The sequence below is a fragment of the Microbulbifer sp. MLAF003 genome (assembly GCF_030012965.1).
Lineage (GTDB): Bacteria > Pseudomonadota > Gammaproteobacteria > Pseudomonadales > Cellvibrionaceae > Microbulbifer > Microbulbifer variabilis.
The window spans coordinates 1,201,060-1,219,429 of record NZ_CP120232.1 but is presented as its reverse complement, the minus strand read 5'-3'; the positions used below and the strand labels follow the sequence as shown (position 1 = coordinate 1,219,429).

The 18,370-nt window shown below is 53.2% G+C and carries 16 protein-coding genes and 1 pseudogene; 5 read left to right on the top strand and 12 right to left on the bottom strand.

The window, feature by feature from the left end; genetic code table 11:
- Nucleotides 1–26: 26 nt before the first annotated feature.
- From arsS to mtnP, 3 genes are read right to left on the bottom strand one after another with little or no spacing between them, the layout of a single operon-like run.
- Entirely contained in the window at nt 27–773 is a 747-nt protein-coding gene (arsS, locus tag P3339_RS05880; RefSeq protein ID WP_353056893.1) for an arsenosugar biosynthesis radical SAM (seleno)protein ArsS, read from the bottom strand.
- The gene (locus tag P3339_RS23365) at nt 710–973 is read right to left on the bottom strand and encodes a hypothetical protein (RefSeq protein WP_353056892.1); all 264 of its coding nucleotides are present in this window, start codon (nt 971–973) and stop codon (nt 710–712) included. The genes arsS and P3339_RS23365 overlap by 64 nt, the downstream gene beginning before the upstream one ends.
- A gap of 5 nt (nt 974–978) precedes the next feature.
- A complete protein-coding gene (gene mtnP, locus P3339_RS05875) occupies nt 979–1,878 on the bottom strand; it encodes an S-methyl-5'-thioadenosine phosphorylase (RefSeq protein ID WP_282952696.1) in 900 nt (299 codons plus the stop codon).
- A gap of 244 nt (nt 1,879–2,122) precedes the next feature.
- Between mtnP and P3339_RS05870 the strand changes: the two genes are divergently transcribed.
- The 3 genes from P3339_RS05870 to P3339_RS05860 are packed head-to-tail and all read left to right on the top strand — an operon-like array spanning nt 2,123 to nt 4,089.
- Entirely contained in the window at nt 2,123–2,689 is a 567-nt protein-coding gene (locus tag P3339_RS05870) for a DUF2239 family protein (RefSeq protein WP_282952695.1), read from the top strand.
- A gap of 12 nt (nt 2,690–2,701) precedes the next feature.
- On the top strand, nt 2,702–3,535 hold the full coding sequence (locus tag P3339_RS05865; RefSeq protein ID WP_282952694.1) for an MATE family efflux transporter: 834 nt from the start codon (nt 2,702–2,704) through the stop codon (nt 3,533–3,535).
- A 26-nt stretch (nt 3,536–3,561) separates the two neighbouring features.
- Entirely contained in the window at nt 3,562–4,089 is a 528-nt protein-coding gene (locus P3339_RS05860; protein ID WP_282952693.1) for an MATE family efflux transporter, read from the top strand.
- Nucleotides 4,090–4,198: 109 nt separating this feature from the next.
- Here P3339_RS05860 and sucD read toward each other — a convergent pair whose 3' ends face one another.
- The 9 genes and pseudogenes from sucD to sdhC all read right to left on the bottom strand — a co-directional run bounded on the left by sucD (nt 4,199) and on the right by sdhC (nt 15,429).
- Nucleotides 4,199–5,071 carry a succinate--CoA ligase subunit alpha gene (gene sucD, locus P3339_RS05855; protein WP_226645469.1) on the bottom strand — a complete coding sequence of 291 codons (873 nt, stop codon included), beginning with the start codon at nt 5,069–5,071 and terminating at the stop codon, nt 4,199–4,201.
- Between the two features lie 2 nt (nt 5,072–5,073).
- A complete protein-coding gene (gene sucC / locus P3339_RS05850) occupies nt 5,074–6,240 on the bottom strand; it encodes an ADP-forming succinate--CoA ligase subunit beta (protein WP_282952692.1) in 1,167 nt (388 codons plus the stop codon).
- A 163-nt stretch (nt 6,241–6,403) separates the two neighbouring features.
- Nucleotides 6,404–7,846 (bottom strand): dihydrolipoyl dehydrogenase, encoded by a 1,443-nt coding sequence (gene lpdA / locus P3339_RS05845; protein ID WP_282952691.1) that lies wholly within the window; start codon nt 7,844–7,846, stop codon nt 6,404–6,406.
- A gap of 65 nt (nt 7,847–7,911) precedes the next feature.
- Entirely contained in the window at nt 7,912–9,105 is a 1,194-nt protein-coding gene (gene odhB / locus P3339_RS05840) for a 2-oxoglutarate dehydrogenase complex dihydrolipoyllysine-residue succinyltransferase (RefSeq protein WP_282952690.1), read from the bottom strand.
- Between the two features lie 46 nt (nt 9,106–9,151).
- Nucleotides 9,152–11,984 (bottom strand): annotated as a pseudogene (locus tag P3339_RS05835) (2-oxoglutarate dehydrogenase E1 component).
- A 208-nt stretch (nt 11,985–12,192) separates the two neighbouring features.
- The gene (locus P3339_RS05830) at nt 12,193–12,897 is read right to left on the bottom strand and encodes a succinate dehydrogenase iron-sulfur subunit (RefSeq protein ID WP_020412679.1); all 705 of its coding nucleotides are present in this window, start codon (nt 12,895–12,897) and stop codon (nt 12,193–12,195) included.
- A gap of 19 nt (nt 12,898–12,916) precedes the next feature.
- Nucleotides 12,917–14,689, bottom strand: coding sequence for a succinate dehydrogenase flavoprotein subunit (sdhA, locus tag P3339_RS05825; RefSeq protein ID WP_282952689.1), 1,773 nt, complete (start codon nt 14,687–14,689; stop codon nt 12,917–12,919).
- 3 nt (nt 14,690–14,692) lie between these two features.
- Nucleotides 14,693–15,061: a succinate dehydrogenase, hydrophobic membrane anchor protein gene (gene sdhD / locus P3339_RS05820; protein WP_026305008.1), complete on the bottom strand. Its 369-nt coding sequence runs from the start codon at nt 15,059–15,061 to the stop codon at nt 14,693–14,695.
- Entirely contained in the window at nt 15,055–15,429 is a 375-nt protein-coding gene (gene sdhC, locus P3339_RS05815; protein ID WP_020412676.1) for a succinate dehydrogenase, cytochrome b556 subunit, read from the bottom strand. The genes sdhD and sdhC overlap by 7 nt, the downstream gene beginning before the upstream one ends.
- 437 nt (nt 15,430–15,866) lie before the next feature.
- Between sdhC and gltA the strand changes: the two genes are divergently transcribed.
- On the top strand, nt 15,867–17,156 hold the full coding sequence (gltA, locus tag P3339_RS05810) for a citrate synthase (RefSeq protein WP_282952688.1): 1,290 nt from the start codon (nt 15,867–15,869) through the stop codon (nt 17,154–17,156).
- A 307-nt stretch (nt 17,157–17,463) separates the two neighbouring features.
- A complete protein-coding gene (locus P3339_RS05805) occupies nt 17,464–18,000 on the top strand; it encodes a hemerythrin domain-containing protein (protein WP_282952687.1) in 537 nt (178 codons plus the stop codon).
- The last annotated feature ends 370 nt before the right edge of the window (nt 18,001–18,370 follow it).

The window sequence follows — 18,370 nt, the reverse complement described above, 5'->3', positions numbered from 1 at the left end:
CCCTCCGGCTATTAAACCCTATCCCCTTACAGTGCCCCACCGCAACTGCTGCCCTGCCCCGCAGTACAGCCATAGCAATGATCAGCCACACAAACTGCCGAATCTTTAAGATCAGCTTCGAGTAAATCACGCAGATGCAATCGGCCTGGCACTGGTATATTCAACTGCTGGTTAAAGTCGCAGTCATATAAATTTCCCTGCCAGTCAACACTCACCAGACTGCGACACATCACGCCCTCAAGATTAGATGCAGAGTAGCTCTCCCGAAGCAGCGTCATATAGTCTTTAAACTGCCCTTTGGAAATCAGCATGGAACCGAAGCGTTTGATGGGCATATTGGCGAGAGCAAAGAGGTGATTAAATTCAATTCCAAAATGCGCGGCCAACTCTCGTCGATAGTCTGCCTCCAGGGCCCCCTGCTCCGGGGGTAAAAAAGCACCCTGGGGGTTATAGACCAGGTTAAGCTGAAGGCCAGTTTCCGACTTGCCATAGCCCAAGGCATTTAGCTTCTGCAATCCGGCAATACTTTTATCAAAAACCCCTTTGCCTCGCTGCTTATCTACATTTTCCATGGAGTAGCAGGGTAGAGAGGCAACCACTTCCACATGGTTCTGCGCGAGAAACTCTGCTGTATCCTGCTGTCCTGGCTCAAATAATATTGTGAGATTGCAGCGATCTATTACATGCACACCCAGCGCCCGTGCAGCTTTCACCAAAGACCGAAACCCGTTGTGGAGCTCTGGTGCACCCCCAGTGATATCCAGGGTTCGCACCCCCTGGCCTTGATAACGCCCAGTAGTAACTCCAGATTGTCGTCCGACATCATCTCGGTACGATTGGGACCTGCATTCACATGGCAGTGCACACAACTCTGGTTGCAGCGATAACCGATATTTATTTGCAGGGTTTCAATAGCCTCACGGCGAATCGCCGGGAAGTCCGATATTTCCAGTAACGGTAATGTTTCGTGCATTCCCCTCAGTGCTCCATTTCTTCAGGCACTGCTTCTGTCGGCGTAAGTAGCGGCTTTATTACAGCTTGTTTTTCCTCTGGCATCGCATCGACAGGTGTCACCAACCCGCTCGCCAATGCAGTATGGGCGGCGGATTCAGGTTGCTCAGTACCGAGCAAGCGGATTGCCTCTGCGGCAATCTTTTGAGCACGGGCGGCATTTTGCTGCAAATTGGCGATAGCCACGTCCGCTGTCACCGCCTCTTCCCGAGGGTGCCAACAGTCATAATCTGTTGCCATGGCGAGAGTTGCATAAGCCATCTGCGCTTCGCGGGCGAGTTTTGCCTCCGGCATATTGGTCATTCCGATCACCGAAGCATTCATACTGCGATACCAGTGCGACTCAGCTCGGGTAGAGAACTGGGGTCCTTCAATACAGATATAACTGCCACCTCGATGCAACCTGATCGGCTCTTCTCCCTGGGTATTGGCAAAAGCCCGCGCCAGGCTATCCGCCACAGCAGGGCATACCGGATCAGCCATGGAAACATGGGCTACAGCACCATCGCCAAAGAAAGTACTCTCCCGTTTGCGGGTCATATCGATAAACTGATCCGGGATCAGCATATCCAGTGGACGCACCTCTTCCTGGAGGGAGCCCACGGCAGAAAGGGAAAGAACATAGCGTACGCCCAACTGGCGCAATGCGTGGATATTGGCTTGATAGGGCACCTGGGAGGGAATCAGCCGATGACCGCGTCCATGGCGGGCAAGGAAAGCAACAGGAATACCATGAAGCTTGCCGCAGGCAATTGCATCCGAGGTGCCACCAAAGGGGGTCCCCATCTGGACTTCCTCCACCTCGGTTAACCCTTGCATCTCATAAAGACCGCTACCGCCGATAACACCGATTAAAGCCCTGGCCATGTCCACTCCTAAACAGTTGGTTTTTCCGCAGTATAGGAGTGCTCCTAGACCGTGTATATCACTGACATGTAAACAAAAATTAAGCGCGAGCAAAGCGGTCAACCTCAGCTTGGGAGGCCCTTCCCCATTGGGTCACATCAAAGGCAGAGGGCATGCAGAGAAACATTCCTTGTACATATGGTGATCAATGCACTATATTTACCCGGACATAAATATTTAACCCGGGTAAATATAGAGAAATACTTTGGCTACTGACTATATCGCTATCGACCAGCAACAGATTGTTGCGCGGGGGACATTGGAAGTAATTGTGCGCCGGGTGAAGAGTATGGGCACAACCCATGAGCCCATGGTCTTTGAAGCCGATAGCTGTAAACGGATAGAGGTGGATTGGCACGGAGATACCGAGGAAGTACTGGCAGCCTTATCGGTGGATGTACCGGCCCCGAAAACTAAACGTGGACGCCCCAAGTTAGGCGTTATTCCCAAGGAGGTTACCCTGCTTCCCCGTCACTGGGAATGGCTGGGTCAGCAGCCTGGCGGTGCTTCTGCCACTCTTCGTAAGCTGGTGGAGCAGGCACAAAAGCACGTTTCGCTTGAGGAGAGAATCACCGCAAAACAGCATCAACTCGATAGATTCATGCTGTTAGTTGCAGGAGATACTCCAGGCTTCGAAGAGGCCAGTCGTGCACTGTACAGAAACAGCAAGGTCGGCTTTGCAAAAGCCATCCAATATTGGCCTGAGGACCTCAAACAACTTTTATTGAGTAAATTTAATGAGGTCGCGGAGATGCACAGCGGCAATTTGTAAAGTGAACTTACTATGACTCATCAACACGACAATATTTTTGTTAACGGCGCCTTACTGCCGGTTTTCTTTAAGACTGCTGCGCCTATTATTCTGATAATGCTGGTAAACGGCTCGTTTACCCTATTAGATGCCTATTTCCTCGGGAAATATGTAGGAGCTGAAGCATTAGCCGCAGTAACCTTAACATTCCCAATGTTTATGTTACTGGTAGCACTTTCTTCATTAATCTCCAGCGGATATTCGAGTGTATTGGCCAGATTACTCGGCGCGGGAGAAAAAGATAAAGCGAGGCAGGCATTTTCCCAAGCTATTACACTGGCTCTGGTGGTTTGCACTGTGTTGATGTTGTTATTTGTGGCTTGGGGTAAACAATTAACACTATTAGTTGCCAATGGCTCAGCAGATCTAGCAGGGATGGGGTACACCTATTTAACGATATTAATCTTCCTTTCCCCAACTCTGTTTATCAGTTCTGTGAATTCCGATACTTTGCGATGCGAAGGGCAACTGTCGCTAATGGCGATGGTTTCCCTTGCGTCGGTAATGCTCAATATTATTTTCAATTATATTTTTATTGCGCACTTGGAGATGGGGGTGGCCGGCTCTGCTTATGGCACTGCCCTTGCACAGGCAATCGCCCTTTTGATAGTGGCGTGCTATCGCCATTATGGCCGCACGGTGATTGATACACAGATTATCCGGATCTCAAGCAGGCGTGATTTTTGGCCTGGATACCTATCTTTGGGCTTACCATCCAGCTTAAGTTACATCGGTGTATCACTCACATCTATTGCTGTAATTTTTAGTATCCAGGCCTGGGGGTTAGTAACTACGATGCGACAGTAGGAGCCTACGGGATCACTACCCGTATTATGACCTTTATCTTCCTGCCACTTCTCGGGCTGAGCCAGGCATTTCAGACTCTGATCGGCAATAATGTTGGCGCTAAAAGCTGGTCTCGGTCCGACAGCAGTATCAATATCGCTTTAACAGTAGCGTTCGGTTACTGCCTCGCTTTACAGCTTGGCGTGTTAATACTGAAAGACTCTTTGGGAGCCTTATTTGTCAGCGATAAACAGATTATTACAGAGGTTGCACGTATCCTGCCCATGATGACGCTGGTCTATTTTTTGGCCGGACCACTCATGATGATCAGCACATTTTTCCAGGCTATAGGCGATGCCAAACGTGCCGCCATTCTCGGAATTGCAAAAACTTACGTTTTCGTTTTGCCACTCATTTTGATTTTACCCCCACTCATGGGCGAAGTGGGAATATGGTATGCGGGTCCAGTCGCGGAACTCATGCTGCTTATATTAACGGCTTTTATCCTTTATCAGCGGGGACGCAATCACGGTCAAAAATATGGTTTATATGGTACTCAGCAAACATCCGGCTGATTATTTCCAATCCAAATAGAAAAACATTCCTGAAATATTTTTGAGATCAAATAAAAAAGGCCGCTTCGAAAGAAGCGGCCTTTTCACAGACAAGGTACTTACCCAGCTCTTACCAGCCAGTAACTTCCTTCAGAGCGTCGCCAATCTGAGCCAGGGAGCGCACGGTTTTAACACCCGCGTCTTCCAGAGCAGCGAACTTCTCGTCAGCGGTGCCTTTACCACCGGAGATAATCGCGCCCGCGTGACCCATGCGCTTGCCGGGAGGAGCCGTTACACCGGCGATATAGGAAACGACCGGCTTGGTAACATTTTCCTTGATGTAAGCCGCCGCTTCTTCTTCAGCAGTACCACCGATCTCACCGATCATAACAATCGCTTCGGTCTGCGGGTCATTCTGGAACATTTCCAGGATATCGATGAAGTTGGAGCCCGGGATGGGGTCGCCACCGATGCCCACACAGGTGGACTGACCGAAGCCGTAGTCGGTAGTTTGCTTAACCGCTTCATAGGTCAGAGTACCGGAACGGGAAACGATGCCCACTTTACCCGGCTTGTGGATATGACCCGGCATAATACCGATCTTGCACTCACCGGGAGTGATCACACCCGGGCAGTTCGGGCCAATCAGGCGCACACCCAGCTCGTCGCACTTCACTTTAGCGTCGAGCATATCCAGGGTCGGGATACCTTCGGTGATACAAACGATCAGTTTGATACCAGCGTTGGCCGCTTCCAGGATGGAATCCTTACAGAAAGGCGCAGGTACGTAGATTACGGAAGCTTCTGCACCGGTCTCTTCTACCGCTTCTTTCACGGTGTTGAATACCGGCAGGCCCAGGTGAGTCTGGCCGCCTTTACCCGGAGTTACACCACCAACCATCTTGGTGCCGTAAGCAATCGCTTGCTCGGAGTGGAAAGTACCCTGGGAGCCGGTGAAGCCCTGACAGATTACTTTGGTGTCTTTGTTAATCAGTACTGACATGATTATTTACCCTCCGCAGCTTTAACCACTTGCTGAGCCGCATCGGTCAGGCTCGTAGCCGCGATAATGTTCAGGCCACTGTCGCTCAGAACCTTGGCGCCCAGGTCTGCGTTGTTACCTTCCAGACGCACAACAACCGGTACTTTAACGCCTACTTCTTTTACTGCGCCCACAACGCCTTCGGCGATCATGTCACAGCGAACGATACCACCGAAGATGTTGATCAATACGGCTTTGACATTCTCGTCGGACAGGATGATCTTGAACGCTTCAACAACACGCTCTTTGGTGGCGCCGCCGCCAACGTCCAGGAAGTTAGCCGGCTTGCCGCCGTGCAGGTTGACGATGTCCATGGTACCCATGGCCAGACCAGCGCCGTTTACCATGCAGCCGATATTGCCATCCAGCGCTACGTAGTTCAGATCGAACTTGGCAGCGTGCGCTTCACGCGCGTCATCCTGAGAAGGATCGTGCATTTCGCGCAGGTCCGCGTGGCGGTACAACGCGTTGCTGTCGATAACCACTTTGGCATCCAGGCAGTGCAGGTTGCCTTCGGTGGTGATTACCAGCGGGTTGATTTCCAGCAGGGCCAGATCTTTTTCCTGGAACATTTTTGCCAGGCCGAGGAAGATCTTGGTGAACTGCTTAACCTGAGTCGGGTTCAGGCCCAGTTTGAAAGCCAGCTCGCGTGCCTGGTAAGGCTGAGCACCCACCAGCGGGTCGATAGTGGCTTTGAGGATTTTTTCCGGGGTCTCTTCCGCTACTTTCTCGATCTCAACGCCGCCTTCGGTGGAAGCCATGAAAACGATACGACGGGTAGAGCGGTCAACAACGGCGCCGAGGTACAGCTCTTGATCAATGTCGGTGCAGCTCTCAACCAGGATACGGGAAACCGGCTGGCCATTTTCGTCTGTTTGATAAGTTACCAGACGCTCGCCCAGCCACTTCCTGGCAAACTCTTCAATTTCTGCCTTGGAATCTACCAGCTTTACACCGCCAGCCTTACCGCGGCCACCAGCGTGCACCTGGGCCTTTACTACCCACTTATCACCGCCAATTTCGTCAGCCGCTGCTACTGCCGCTGCCGGGGTTTCCGCTGCAATGCCTTTGGAAACCGGCAATCCGTATGCCGCAAACAGTTGTTTGCCCTGATACTCATGCAAGTTCATAGTCAATACCAATTCACATATAAAATGTGTTTACTAATTGCAGATCTCTCTGCACCTGAAAGACAAAACTCAAAATTTCCGTCGTTGCAAATTTTGAACTTCGCAAATGAAACCGGGGCAGCTAATTAATGAATAATTAGTGCCCCGACATCGAAAAAACTTCTTACTTACGCTTCTTGCGATTTACGGTATGAATCGCATGGCCGTTTACGCCCAATGCCGCTTCCTTCACGGTCTCGGACAGAGTCGGGTGTGCGAATACGGTCATACCGATGTCTTCGGCGCTGGAGCCGAATTCCATCGCGATCGCCACTTGCTGAACCAGATCGGCAGCAGATGGGCCAACGATGTGGGCACCCAGTACACGGTCAGTTTCCGCATGCGCAATGATTTTCACAAAGCCCTGGGTATCGTTGGCGGCCATGGCACGACCGTTGATAGCAAACGGGAAGCTGCCTACGTTGTAGGGCTCGCCATCAGCCTTCACCTGCTCTTCGGTACGACCGACCGCAGCGATTTCCGGGTGAGTGTAAATAACATTGGGGATCACGTCGTAGTTCATCATTGGCTTCTGACCGGCGATGCGCTCAGCGACTACAACACCTTCTTCAGAAGCCTTGTGCGCCAGCATCGGACCGCGTACCACGTCACCGATCGCCCATACGCCCGGTGCAGAAGTCATGCACAGGTCGTTGACATAGATGAATCCACGCTCATCCATCTTCACGCCGGCATCTTCAGATAACAGGCCTTCGGTGTAAGGACGACGGCCAACGCAAACGATCAGCTTGTCGAAAGTTTCCTGGTGCTCTTTACCATCTTTATCCTGGTAAGTAACAACCACTTCCTCGCCCTTCACTTCGGAGCCGGTTACGCGGCAAGCGAGGCGGATATCCAGGCCCTGCTTTTTGAAGATCTTCTGGGATTCTTTGGCAACCTGTTGGTCCATGATCGCCAGGAACTTATCCATCGCTTCCAGAACAACCACTTCAGAGCCCAGGCGGTTCCATACTGAACCGAGCTCCAGACCGATAACGCCGGCACCGATAACGCCCAAACGCTTGGGCGTTTCAGAGAATTCCAGAGCGCCGGTGGAGTCGACAATAATTTTATTATCTACCGGAGCAGGCGGAATATTTACCGGTACAGAACCGGAAGCCAGAATGACATTTTCGGCTTCGTAGATAGTGCTGTTGCCTTCGTCGTCGGTAACTTCCACTTTCTTGTTCGCCAGCAATTTGCCGGTACCGAAAATGGAGGTCACTTTATTGGCCGTGAACAGGCCCGCTACGCCGCCAGTCAGCTTCTTAACGATCTCGCCCTTGCGCTCGATCATCTTGCTCACATCCATCTTGACCTTGCCGACTTCAATGCCGTGCACGTCGAGAGCGTCTTTGGCCTCGTGGTACTTCCAGGAGCTGTCCAGCAGTGCCTTGGAGGGAATACAACCTACGTTCAGGCAGGTACCGCCGTTTACGTATTTGCCTTCCTTGTTTTTCCACTTTTCAATACAAGCAGTGTTCAGGCCCAGCTGAGCGGCACGGATGGCAGCGACATAACCACCAGGACCAGAGCCGATTACGATTACGTCAAATTTTTCCGACATGATCAGTTCCAGATATTTCTAATGCAGTGTGATCGAGGGGCCCCATAGGCCCCAGAACTTATTTTTTAAACTTCGAGCAAGATACGCGCTGGATCTTCGATCATTTCCTTGATCGCTACCAGGAAGCCAACCGCTTCTTTACCATCGATCAGACGGTGGTCATAGGACAGCGCCAGGTACATCATCGGCAGGATTTCCACCTTGCCATCTACCGCCATTGGGCGCTCCTGGATCTTGTGCATACCCAGGATTGCAGTTTGCGGCGGGTTCAGGATCGGAGTAGACAGCAGGGAACCGAATACACCACCGTTGGTGATGGTGAAGGTGCCGCCGGTCATCTCTTCAATAGACAGCTTGCCATCGCGAGCGCGCACGCCCAGATCGCGGATATTGTTTTCCATATCCGCCAGGCCCATATTTTCGGCGTTACGCAGAATTGGCACAACCAGGCCTTTCGGCGAGGAAACCGCTACACCGATATCCTGGTAACCGTGGTAAACGATATCGTTGCCATCGATAGACGCGTTCACCGCCGGGTAGCGCTTCAGAGCCTCCACCGCAGCTTTTACGAAGAAGCCCATAAAGCCCAGGCGAGTACCGTTGTGGGTCTTCTCGAACAGGTCTTTGTAGTTCTTACGCAGGTCCATGACCGGCTTCATATTCACCTCGTTAAAGGTGGTGAGCATGGCGGTGGACTGGGATGCATCCAGCAGGCGCTCGGCAATACGCTTGCGCATGCGGGTCATGGGAACACGCTTCTCTACGCGCTCACCCGGGGTCACAGCCACTTCGGCAGCGGCGACGGGGGCAGCAGCTGCAGGTGCAGTACCCGCTTTCATGACATCTTCTTTGAGAACACGGCCACCTTTACCAGTGCCTTCCACACCAGCCAGATCAACGCCTTTTTCGGCCGCCATTTTCTTGGCGGACGGCATGGCGATTTTCTCACCGGCAGCGGGTGCTGCAGATTCAGCAGCAGGTGCTTCGGCCTTTGCTTCCGCCGGAGCGGCAGCGGCGCCGGCACCCGGCTCAAACTTGGCGATCACTTCATTGGAGAGAACCGTGTCGCCCTCGTCCTTAATGATCTCGGAGAGAGCGCCGTCTGCCGGCGCAACCACTTCCAGTACCACTTTGTCGGTCTCAATATCCACGATCAGTTCATCGCGGGACACGGCTTCACCGGGTTTTTTATGCCAGGTGGCGACAGTACCGTCCTGAACGGATTCCGGGAAAGTTGGCGCTTTAATCTCGATCGTCATTTTTCCTGTTTCCTGAGATTGTCTCTGCTTAAAATACTGCCGCCCGTTACTTGACGGTCAGCGCCTCGTTGATGAACTTATTCTGTTCTTCTAAATGGGTGGACATATAGCCCGCCGCAGGTGCCGCCGACGGGGCGCGGCCCACGTATTCCAGGTCCAGCTTCGGATGCGTTTCCGCCAGCAGGCGACGCAAGTGATGCTGACTGTGGTACCAGGCGCCCTGGTTCATGGGCTCTTCCTGACACCAGGCAACACTCTTAATGTTCTTAAATGCGGATACCGCATCCACGAACTCCTCGTCCGGGAAGGGGTACAGCTGCTCGATACGTACGAACGCCACATCTTCCTGTTCGCGCTCCATGCGCGCTTCCAGCAGGTGGTAGTACACCTTGCCGGAACACAGGATCAGACGTTTAACCTTTGCCGGGTCCCCCCTGGTCTTGAATCACATTTTGGAAACGACCTTCAGCCAGTTCTTCCAAGCTGGAAGTAGCGAGCTTGTGACGCAGAATCCATTTAGGGCTCATAATCACCAGCGGGCGGCGCATCGGGCGCACCGCCTGGCGACGCAGCAAGTGGAAGATTTGTGCCGGGGTAGTGGCGTTACACACCTGGATATTGTGCTCGGCACACAGCTGCATAAAGCGCTCGAGACGCGCGGAGGAGTGCTCCGGACCCTGGCCTTCATACCCGTGTGGCAACATCAATACCAGGCCGCACATACGACCCCATTTGTGCTCACCGGAAGTAATGAACTGGTCGATCACGACCTGGGCGCCGTTGGCGAAGTCACCGAACTGAGCCTCCCACACCACCAGGGATTTTGGCGTGGTAGTGGCATAGCCGTATTCGAATGCCAGTACCGCTTCCTCAGACAGCAGGGAATCGTACATGTAGAAAGGCGGCTGGTCCTCGAACATATGCTGCAAAGGCACATAGCTCTGGCCGTCTTTCTGGCTGTGAATTACCGCATGGCGGTGAGAGAAGGTTCCGCGGCCCACGTCCTCACCGGTAAAGCGGACCATAAAACCCTCTTCCAGAAGGGTGCCGTAGGCCAGGGTTTCCGCCATACCCCAATTAAGCGGCAGGGCGCCACCGGCCATCTTGCGGCGATCATCATAAATCTTGGAAACCTGACGCTGCATCACAATGCCATCGGGCACCGTGGTCATACGATTGGCGACGTCCTGAAGTTTCGGCATTGCGAAACCGGTGTCTGCAGGCACCTGCCAGTCGTGGCCCAGGTAGGGACTCCAGTCTACAAACATGGACGAGTCCGGCTGCTTAACCAGACCAGTGGCCACATCTTCACCCGCATCCAGCTTATCGCGGTAGTCGTTCGCCAGCTTGTCCGCTGCAACCTTGTCCAGGATGCCCTCTTCCACCAACTTCTCGGAGTAGAGAGTGCGAGTGGTTTTGTGCTTGCGGATGGTCTGGTACATCAGCGGCTGGGTGCCGGATGGGTCGTCGGTCTCGTTGTGACCGCGACGGCGATAGCAGACCAGATCGATGACAATGTCTTTCTTGAATTCGTAACGGTAATCGACAGCCAGCAGAGCCGCCAATACGACCATTTCCGGATCGTCGCCATTCACGTGCAGCACCGGTGCATCGATCATTTTGGCGGGATCGGTGGAGTACTCAGTGGAGCGGGCATCTTCGCGCTTGCTGGTGGTAAAGCCCACCTGGTTGTTCAGTACGATGTGCACAGTACCACCGGTGTAGTAACCGCGGGTCTGGGACATCTGCAGGGTTTCCTGCACAACACCCTGGCCGGCAAAAGCCGCGTCGCCATGGATATTGATCGGCATTACCTTCTCACCAGCAGCATCTTTGCGGCGGTCCTGACGGGCGCGCACAGAGCCAACCACTACAGGCGCACTGATTTCCAGATGCGATGGGTTAAAGGCAAGGGCCAGGTGAACTTCACCACCGGGGGTCATTACGTTGGAGGAGAAACCCTGGTGATATTTCACATCACCAGAGGTATCGAGGGTTTTCTTACCTTCGAACTCCTGGAACAGATCCGCAGGGTTCTTGCCGAGGATATTCACCAGGGTATTCAGGCGGCCGCGGTGGGCCATGCCGATCACAATTTCCTTCACCCCGTAAGTGCCGGAGCGGCGGATCAGCGCATCCATCATCGGGATCAGGCTCTCACCGCCCTCCACACCAAAGCGTTTGGTGCCTGGGTATTTGGAATCCAGGTGACGCTCCAGGCCTTCTGCGGCAGAGAGACGCTGTAGAATTTCAATTTGGATATCGGTGCCAAAGTTGGCCTTGGACTGGCTGCGCTCCAGGCGCTGCTGGAACCACTGCTGCTCTTCCAGATTGGAGAGATGCATGATCTCCGCACCCAGATTGCCACAATAAGTCCGCTCCAAGCCCTCTACGATTTCACGCAGGGTCGCCTCTTCTTTGCCAAGGAACAGGCTACCGGTATTGAAGGTCGTATCGAAATCACCTTCAGTCAGGCCGTGGTAGCTCAACTGCAGGTCGGGCACCTGTTCGCGGGCCATCAGGCCGAGCGGGTCCAGGGTAGCTTTCTTATGGCCGCGATGGCGGTAGGAATCGATCAGCTGCAGAACCTTGATCTGCTTGCGCTCGTGCTCAAGATTAATAGAGCCGGAACCGGAGCCTGGTGCCGCCACAGGGCGGGCGCGATGCTTGCTGAGCAGTTCGAAGTGCTGGCGCACTGCGGCGTGGGAAACGTCGCTGCTACCGCCAACGCGGGGGAGGCTGTCGAAGTAATTGCGCCACTCCTCCGGTACACCGTTGGGGTCGTGCAGATAGGTCTCGTAAAGCTCCTCCACGTAGGCGGCATTGCCCCCGGAGATATGGGAGCTACGCCACAGCTGCTCCATGGTACTTTCGTGCATTTTGATGCCTACCTCGATTGCAGTGGGCTCTTATTTGCCTAAGCCACTGCGCTTTCCTTTCACTCACAAAAGGGGAGGCGCATAAAGCCACCTCCCCTTTTCAATTAGTTGCCGGTTCTCACCGGCTTTATCATTAGATAAGCGCCTTACCTGGCACCGGACCCACTACAAGTGGCCCCTAACGGGTCGATTAATGACCCGGATTCCCCTATACCGCACGCGTCAGCAGCATATTGCGAATATGGCCAATGGCGCGCGTTGGGTTCAATCCCTTTGGACACACATTCACACAGTTCTGGATACCGTGGCAGCGGAATACGCTGAAAGGATCGTCCAGGTTTGACAAGCGCTCGTCAGTGGCCAGATCGCGACTGTCCGCCAGGAAGCGGTAAGCCTGCAGTAAGCCGGCCGGGCCTATAAACTTATCCGGATTCCACCAGAAAGACGGACAGGCAGTGGAACAGCAGGCACACAGGATACACTCGTACAGGCCATCGAGCTTTTCGCGATCTTCTGGAGATTGCAGGCGCTCAATCGCCGGAGCCGGAGTGTCATTTTGCAGGTACGGCTCGATCTTTTTGTACTGCTCGTAGAACTGCTCCATATCCACGACCAGGTCGCGGATTACCGGCAAGCCGGGCAGCGGACGCAGGACCAGCTTACCTTTAGGGGCAGCTTCAGACAGTGGCGTAGTGCACGCCAGGCCATTGCGGCCTGAAATATTCATACCGTCGGAGCCACACACACCCTCGCGACAGGAGCGGCGGAACGACAGGGTCGGATCCTCGGCCTTCAGCAGCTCCAGAACATCCAACACCATCAGGTCCTTGCCCTTGGTGTCCAGCTCATAGTCCTGCATATACGGCGCTTTATCGGCTTCCGGGTTGTAACGGTAAATGCTTACTTTCAACATACTCTATTCCGCTCCCGAATCAGTAGGTCCGAGCTTTCGGTTCAAAGGCTTCCATGGTGTTCGGTGCGAAGTTTACCGCACGCTTGCCGACACGTTTCTCAGCCGGGAAATACATGGAATGACACAGCCAGTTTTCATCGTCGCGCTCCTGGAAGTCTTCGCGGGCATGGGCACCGCGGCTCTCAGTGCGGGTCTCCGCGGCAATTGCAGTAGCCTCAGCAACTTCCAACAGGTTCTGCAGCTCCAGGGCTTCAACACGGGCAGTATTAAACGCGCGGCTTCTGTCGTCCAGGCGCACATTTTCAATACGCCCACGCAGATCAGCCAGCTTCTTCACACCTTCTGCCATGTAGTCGCCGCGACGGAATACGCCGAAGTGATTCTGCATCACACCCTGCAGCTCTTTGCGCAGGTCGGCAGCTTTCTCGCCGGTTTCGTTGGTTTCCAGACGGTTCAGACGAGCCATAGCGGCTTCGATATCGGACTCGGAAGCTTCGCGGTGCTCGATACCTTCGCGCAGGGCCTTCTCGATAAACAGGCCGGAAGCCCGTCCGAATACCACCAGGTCCAGCAGGGAGTTGCCACCCAGACGGTTAGCGCCGTGCACGGATACACAAGCAACCTCGCCACAGGCATAGAAGCCGTCAATGATCTGGTCGTTGCCGGCAGCGTCCTGGGTCAGGGCCTGACCGTGAACGTTGGTGGGAATACCGCCCATCATATAGTGACAGGTCGGCACTACCGGGATCGGCGCCTTAACCGGGTCGACATGTGCAAAGGTCTTAGATAGCTCACAGATACCGGGCAGACGGCTGTTGAGCAGCTCTTCACCCAGGTGATCAAGCTTCAGGAATACGTGATCGCCTTCCGGGCCACAACCGCGACCGTCGAGGATCTCCAGCACCATGGAGCGGGCTACAACGTCGCGGGACGCGAGGTCTTTCGCATTGGGGGCGTAGCGCTCCATAAAACGCTCGCCGTCTTTGTTGATCAGGTAACCACCCTCACCGCGACAGCCTTCGGTCACCAAAACACCGGCACCATAAATGCCAGTTGGGTGGAACTGCCACATCTCGATGTCCTGAACCGGCATACCGGCACGCAGGGCCATACCGACACCGTCACCGGTATTGATGTGTGCATTGGTGGTGGAAGCGAAGATACGACCGGCACCACCGGTAGCGAATACGGTCGCCTTGGACTTGATAAATACCACTTCGCCATCTTCGATGCACATGGCGATAACACCAACAACGGCACCATCCTGGTTTTTCACCAGGTCAATGGCAAACCATTCATTCAGAAATTCGGTTTTATGTTTTACGTTGTTCTGGTACAGAGTGTGCAGCAACGCGTGGCCGGTGCGGTCAGCAGCGGCACAGGTACGGGCAGCCTGACCACCACGGCCGAAGTCTTTGGACTGGCCACCAAAAGGACGCTGGTAAATACGGCCTTCTTCAGTACGGGAGAACGGCAGGCCCATGTGCTCCAGTTCGAACACGGCTTCCGGACCTACGGAACACATATATTCGATCGCTTCCTGGTCACCGATATAGTCGGAACCCTTAACGGTATCGTACATGTGCCAGCGCCAATCGTCATTGGGGTCGGAGCTGGCGATCGCACAGGTAATACCGCCCTGGGCGGACACTGTGTGAGAACGGGTTGGGAATACTTTGGTAATTACCGCAGTCTTGTAACCTGACTGGGCCATCTGCAGGGCAGCGCGCATACCAGCACCACCACCGCCAATTACAATCCCATCAAAAGAAATAGTACGCATATTCGCCATTGTTTATACACCCCAAAGAATTTCAATGCCCCACACCGTGTACAACACGGCAACCGCAGCCAGAACCACTTCTACGAACAAGCGCAGAACAGTGGCTTTACCGCCCATCATCCGATTGGTGATGTAATCGGTAACCACGGACCAGAGGCCAATCCAGGCGTGAATAATGGTGGAAAGCAGAGCAACCAAGCTGAATACGCGCATCCAGCGCTGGGCGAACAGCTCAGACCAGGCTTGGTAGCCAAAGTCTTTAGTGAAAAAGATAAAGCCCACTATAAAGAGGACATACGCGAGCAGTATCACTGCGGTAACTCGCTGGTAGAGCCAGTCGAAAGTGCCGCTACGGCCGAAGCTAGTTACTGTTCTTACCACAACCATACTCCCACTAAAAGAATAAGGATTACACTCACCACCAGCACCGTAATAGCACTGCGACGGCCGCCCTCAAGGCTCTCACCCATACCCATATCCATAAACAGGTGACGCACACCCGCCACCAGATGGTATATAAGAGCTGCCAGAGAGGCCCATAGGATGAGCTTGGCTGGAATACTATTAAATGCTGCCGCGACATCGGCGAAGCCTTGCTCTGATTCCAGACTGGCATCGAGCATGCAGAGCAGAAGCGCTACAACGGCGAAGAGCACAACGCCAGAAATTCGATGCAAAATGGAAACCAAAGCGGCAGCGGGAAGCTTTATAGTGGAAATGTCTAAATTGACAGGTCTGTTTTTGTTCACAGGAAAAACACCTTGTTGCCCTGAACGACCGGGCGCCCGTTAGCTTTTCAATGGAGGGACGAGCTGCTTGCTGATCACTTTGCACTCGACCTGTTGAAGCCTTGTACAAAGTAGCCGTACCATGGCGCAAGCCGCGCGGATTATAGGCATTCAATAGTCAAAACACAACGAACGCCTGGGAAACTGCCGGCTTTGGCGGTCTTCATGACCTGTCATTTGGCGCCGCGGGATTTCCGCAGATTTTCACGCCTCACTCCAGGCAAAAGCTCTACAGGCCCGCCCTGTCGCCAGATATCCTGTTGCCCGCAGACTGACCGTCCACTCCTTTTGGTTTGACAATTTGAGGCCCGGCACTTAAGTTTGGCCCGCTCAAAAGGCTGCCAGCACCCGAAAATCCTAGGAAAAGGCCGCCATAAGAACAGTTTTAGGAGTCCGCAATGTCCGATAAAAAAGCGCAACTCACAGTCGATGGTATCGACGGCGCGATAGAGATGCCCGTACGATCTGGCACCCTCGGCCCAGATGTTGTCGATGTCGGTAACCTGACCGGCAAAGGCTTATTCACCTATGACCCGGGCTTCGTATCCACTGCCTCGTGTGAATCCAAGATTACCTTTATCGATGGCGGCAAGGGCCAACTGCTGCACCGCGGCTACCCCATCGAACAACTGGCAGAAAAATCCGACTACCTGGAAACCTGCTATCTGTTAATGAACGGCGAACTGCCAGATGCCGAGCAGAAAAAGAAGTACGTAGACACCATCATGTCTCACACTATGGTACATGAGTCCCTGGTTAGCTTCTTTAAAGGCTTCCGTTACGACGCCCACCCAATGGCCATGATGTGTGGCGTAGTAGGCGCCCTCGCCTCCTTCTATCACGACTCCCTGGATATCAACAATCCACAGCACCGTGAGATTTCCGCACACCGCCTGATCGCAAAAATGCCAACCCTGGCTGCCATGTGCTACAAGCACTCCCAAGGCATGCCCTTCATGTACCCGGATAACAGCCGCAGCTACTCCGAAAACTTCCTGCACATGATGTTTGGCAACCCTTGCGAAACCAGCAAGATCGATCCGGTTGTCGCCAAGGCGATGGATATCATCTTCCTGCTGCACGCAGACCACGAGCAGAATGCCTCCACCTCTACAGTGCGCCTGGCCGGCTCCTCCGGCGCCAACCCGTTCGCATGCATCTCTTCCGGTATTGCCGCCCTGTGGGGACCTGCACACGGTGGAGCCAACGAAGCTGTACTGAACATGCTGCAGGAAATCGGTGATGAGAGCCGCATCGATGAGTTTGTTAAACGCGCCAAAGACAAGAACGACCCCTTCCGCCTGATGGGCTTTGGCCACCGCGTTTACAAGAATTTCGATCCGCGCTCCCGCGTAATGCAAGGCATCTGTGATGAAGTTCTGGGTGCTATGGGTGCAGAGAATGATCCGCTGCTGAAGATCGCCAAAAAGCTGGAGAAAATCGCCCTTGAGGACGATTACTTCGTGGAGAAAAAGCTCTACCCGAACGTAGACTTCTACTCTGGCATTATTATGAAAGCGATCGGTATTCCCACCGATATGTTCACCGTAATCTTTGCCACTGGCCGCACCGCAGGCTGGATCGCCCACTGGAATGAAATGATTTCCAACCCGTACAAGATTGGCCGCCCGCGCCAGCTCTACACTGGCTACACTCAGCGCGACTATGTCCCCCTGGAACAGCGCTAATTAGCTCCCCAAAAAAGCCCGGTATCACCGGGCTTTTTTATGCGTCTTGAACAAATAAATATTCAACACAATTTTAATAGCGCAATAGTGGTTTCACGCAAAAAATGTGACGCGCACCTCATTTTTTAAATTTTGCTCAAATCCCCTTCCCTATTTGGCAGTAAATAAGCTGTCATCCAATGTAAAATCCGCCGCTCCCCGGCCATAGCGAAATAACACTGCGTTCCCACTCGGCAGTTACTTTCCATCCGCGGAACTCCTTACTCGTACAAACACAAAACCACAATACTAATTAAGGGCACAGCATATGCTTAGCTTTATCTCCGGTATGTTCCGAAGTAGCAAGTCGGAAGAGTCTGCCGACCTGGAAGAAAAATACACCCGCAGTACCTATGCCGGCTCCAAGGGCGCCCGCACAATCTCTTATGACCCAACATTAATTAAAGCCCTGGAAGACGATCACCGTCACCTGATCGGAATTTTTCAGCGTATGTGGTCTGAGGGTTTTGAAAAACAGAACTACCGCCAGCTATCGCAACTATTAACCCAGTTTAAGTCTGGCTTTCAAGCGCACCTGATCAAGGAAAACGTGCGTTTCTATGTCTATCTGGAACAAGCACTGGCCGGCGATGCCCACACGCTGCAGGTAGTTAAAGACTTTCGTACTGACATGAACGAAATTGCCAATGCTGTGGTGCAATTCTGTAAGCGCTACAACCACGAGGCATTTACTCCAGAGATGGTTCGCGATTTTAAGATGGACTACCAAAAGATTGGCGAAGCACTTACTCGCCGTACTGCATTGGAAGAAAAAGAACTCTACGTTCTTTACCAACCCTCCTGACAAAAGCTTCTCCAATCAGTGGAATATACTGTTACTTCAGCTCTACAGGAATTGGGCGTAAGCCGCTGAGTAAGCAACAACTTATTGAATAAAAATCCACGGGAATTTCACTGCGGCCCACAAGGACGGGGCGCAATTTCCCAACCCTCAAAAAATAAAGCACCACTGCATCTCCACTTAATCAAAGACTCACTAGAAAATAGTTTCTTACAGGCTCCCACCACTAAAGCAATTTGTCAAAATTCATCGAACAAGCACCTGCTCTACTTATTTGCAATTTGGGCAAGCCCAAAAAAAGTGCGCAATTACAATAACTTAATAAAACTTTCCATCCAGACCTCCCTTAACTTCCTATTCTCTATCGTCATTC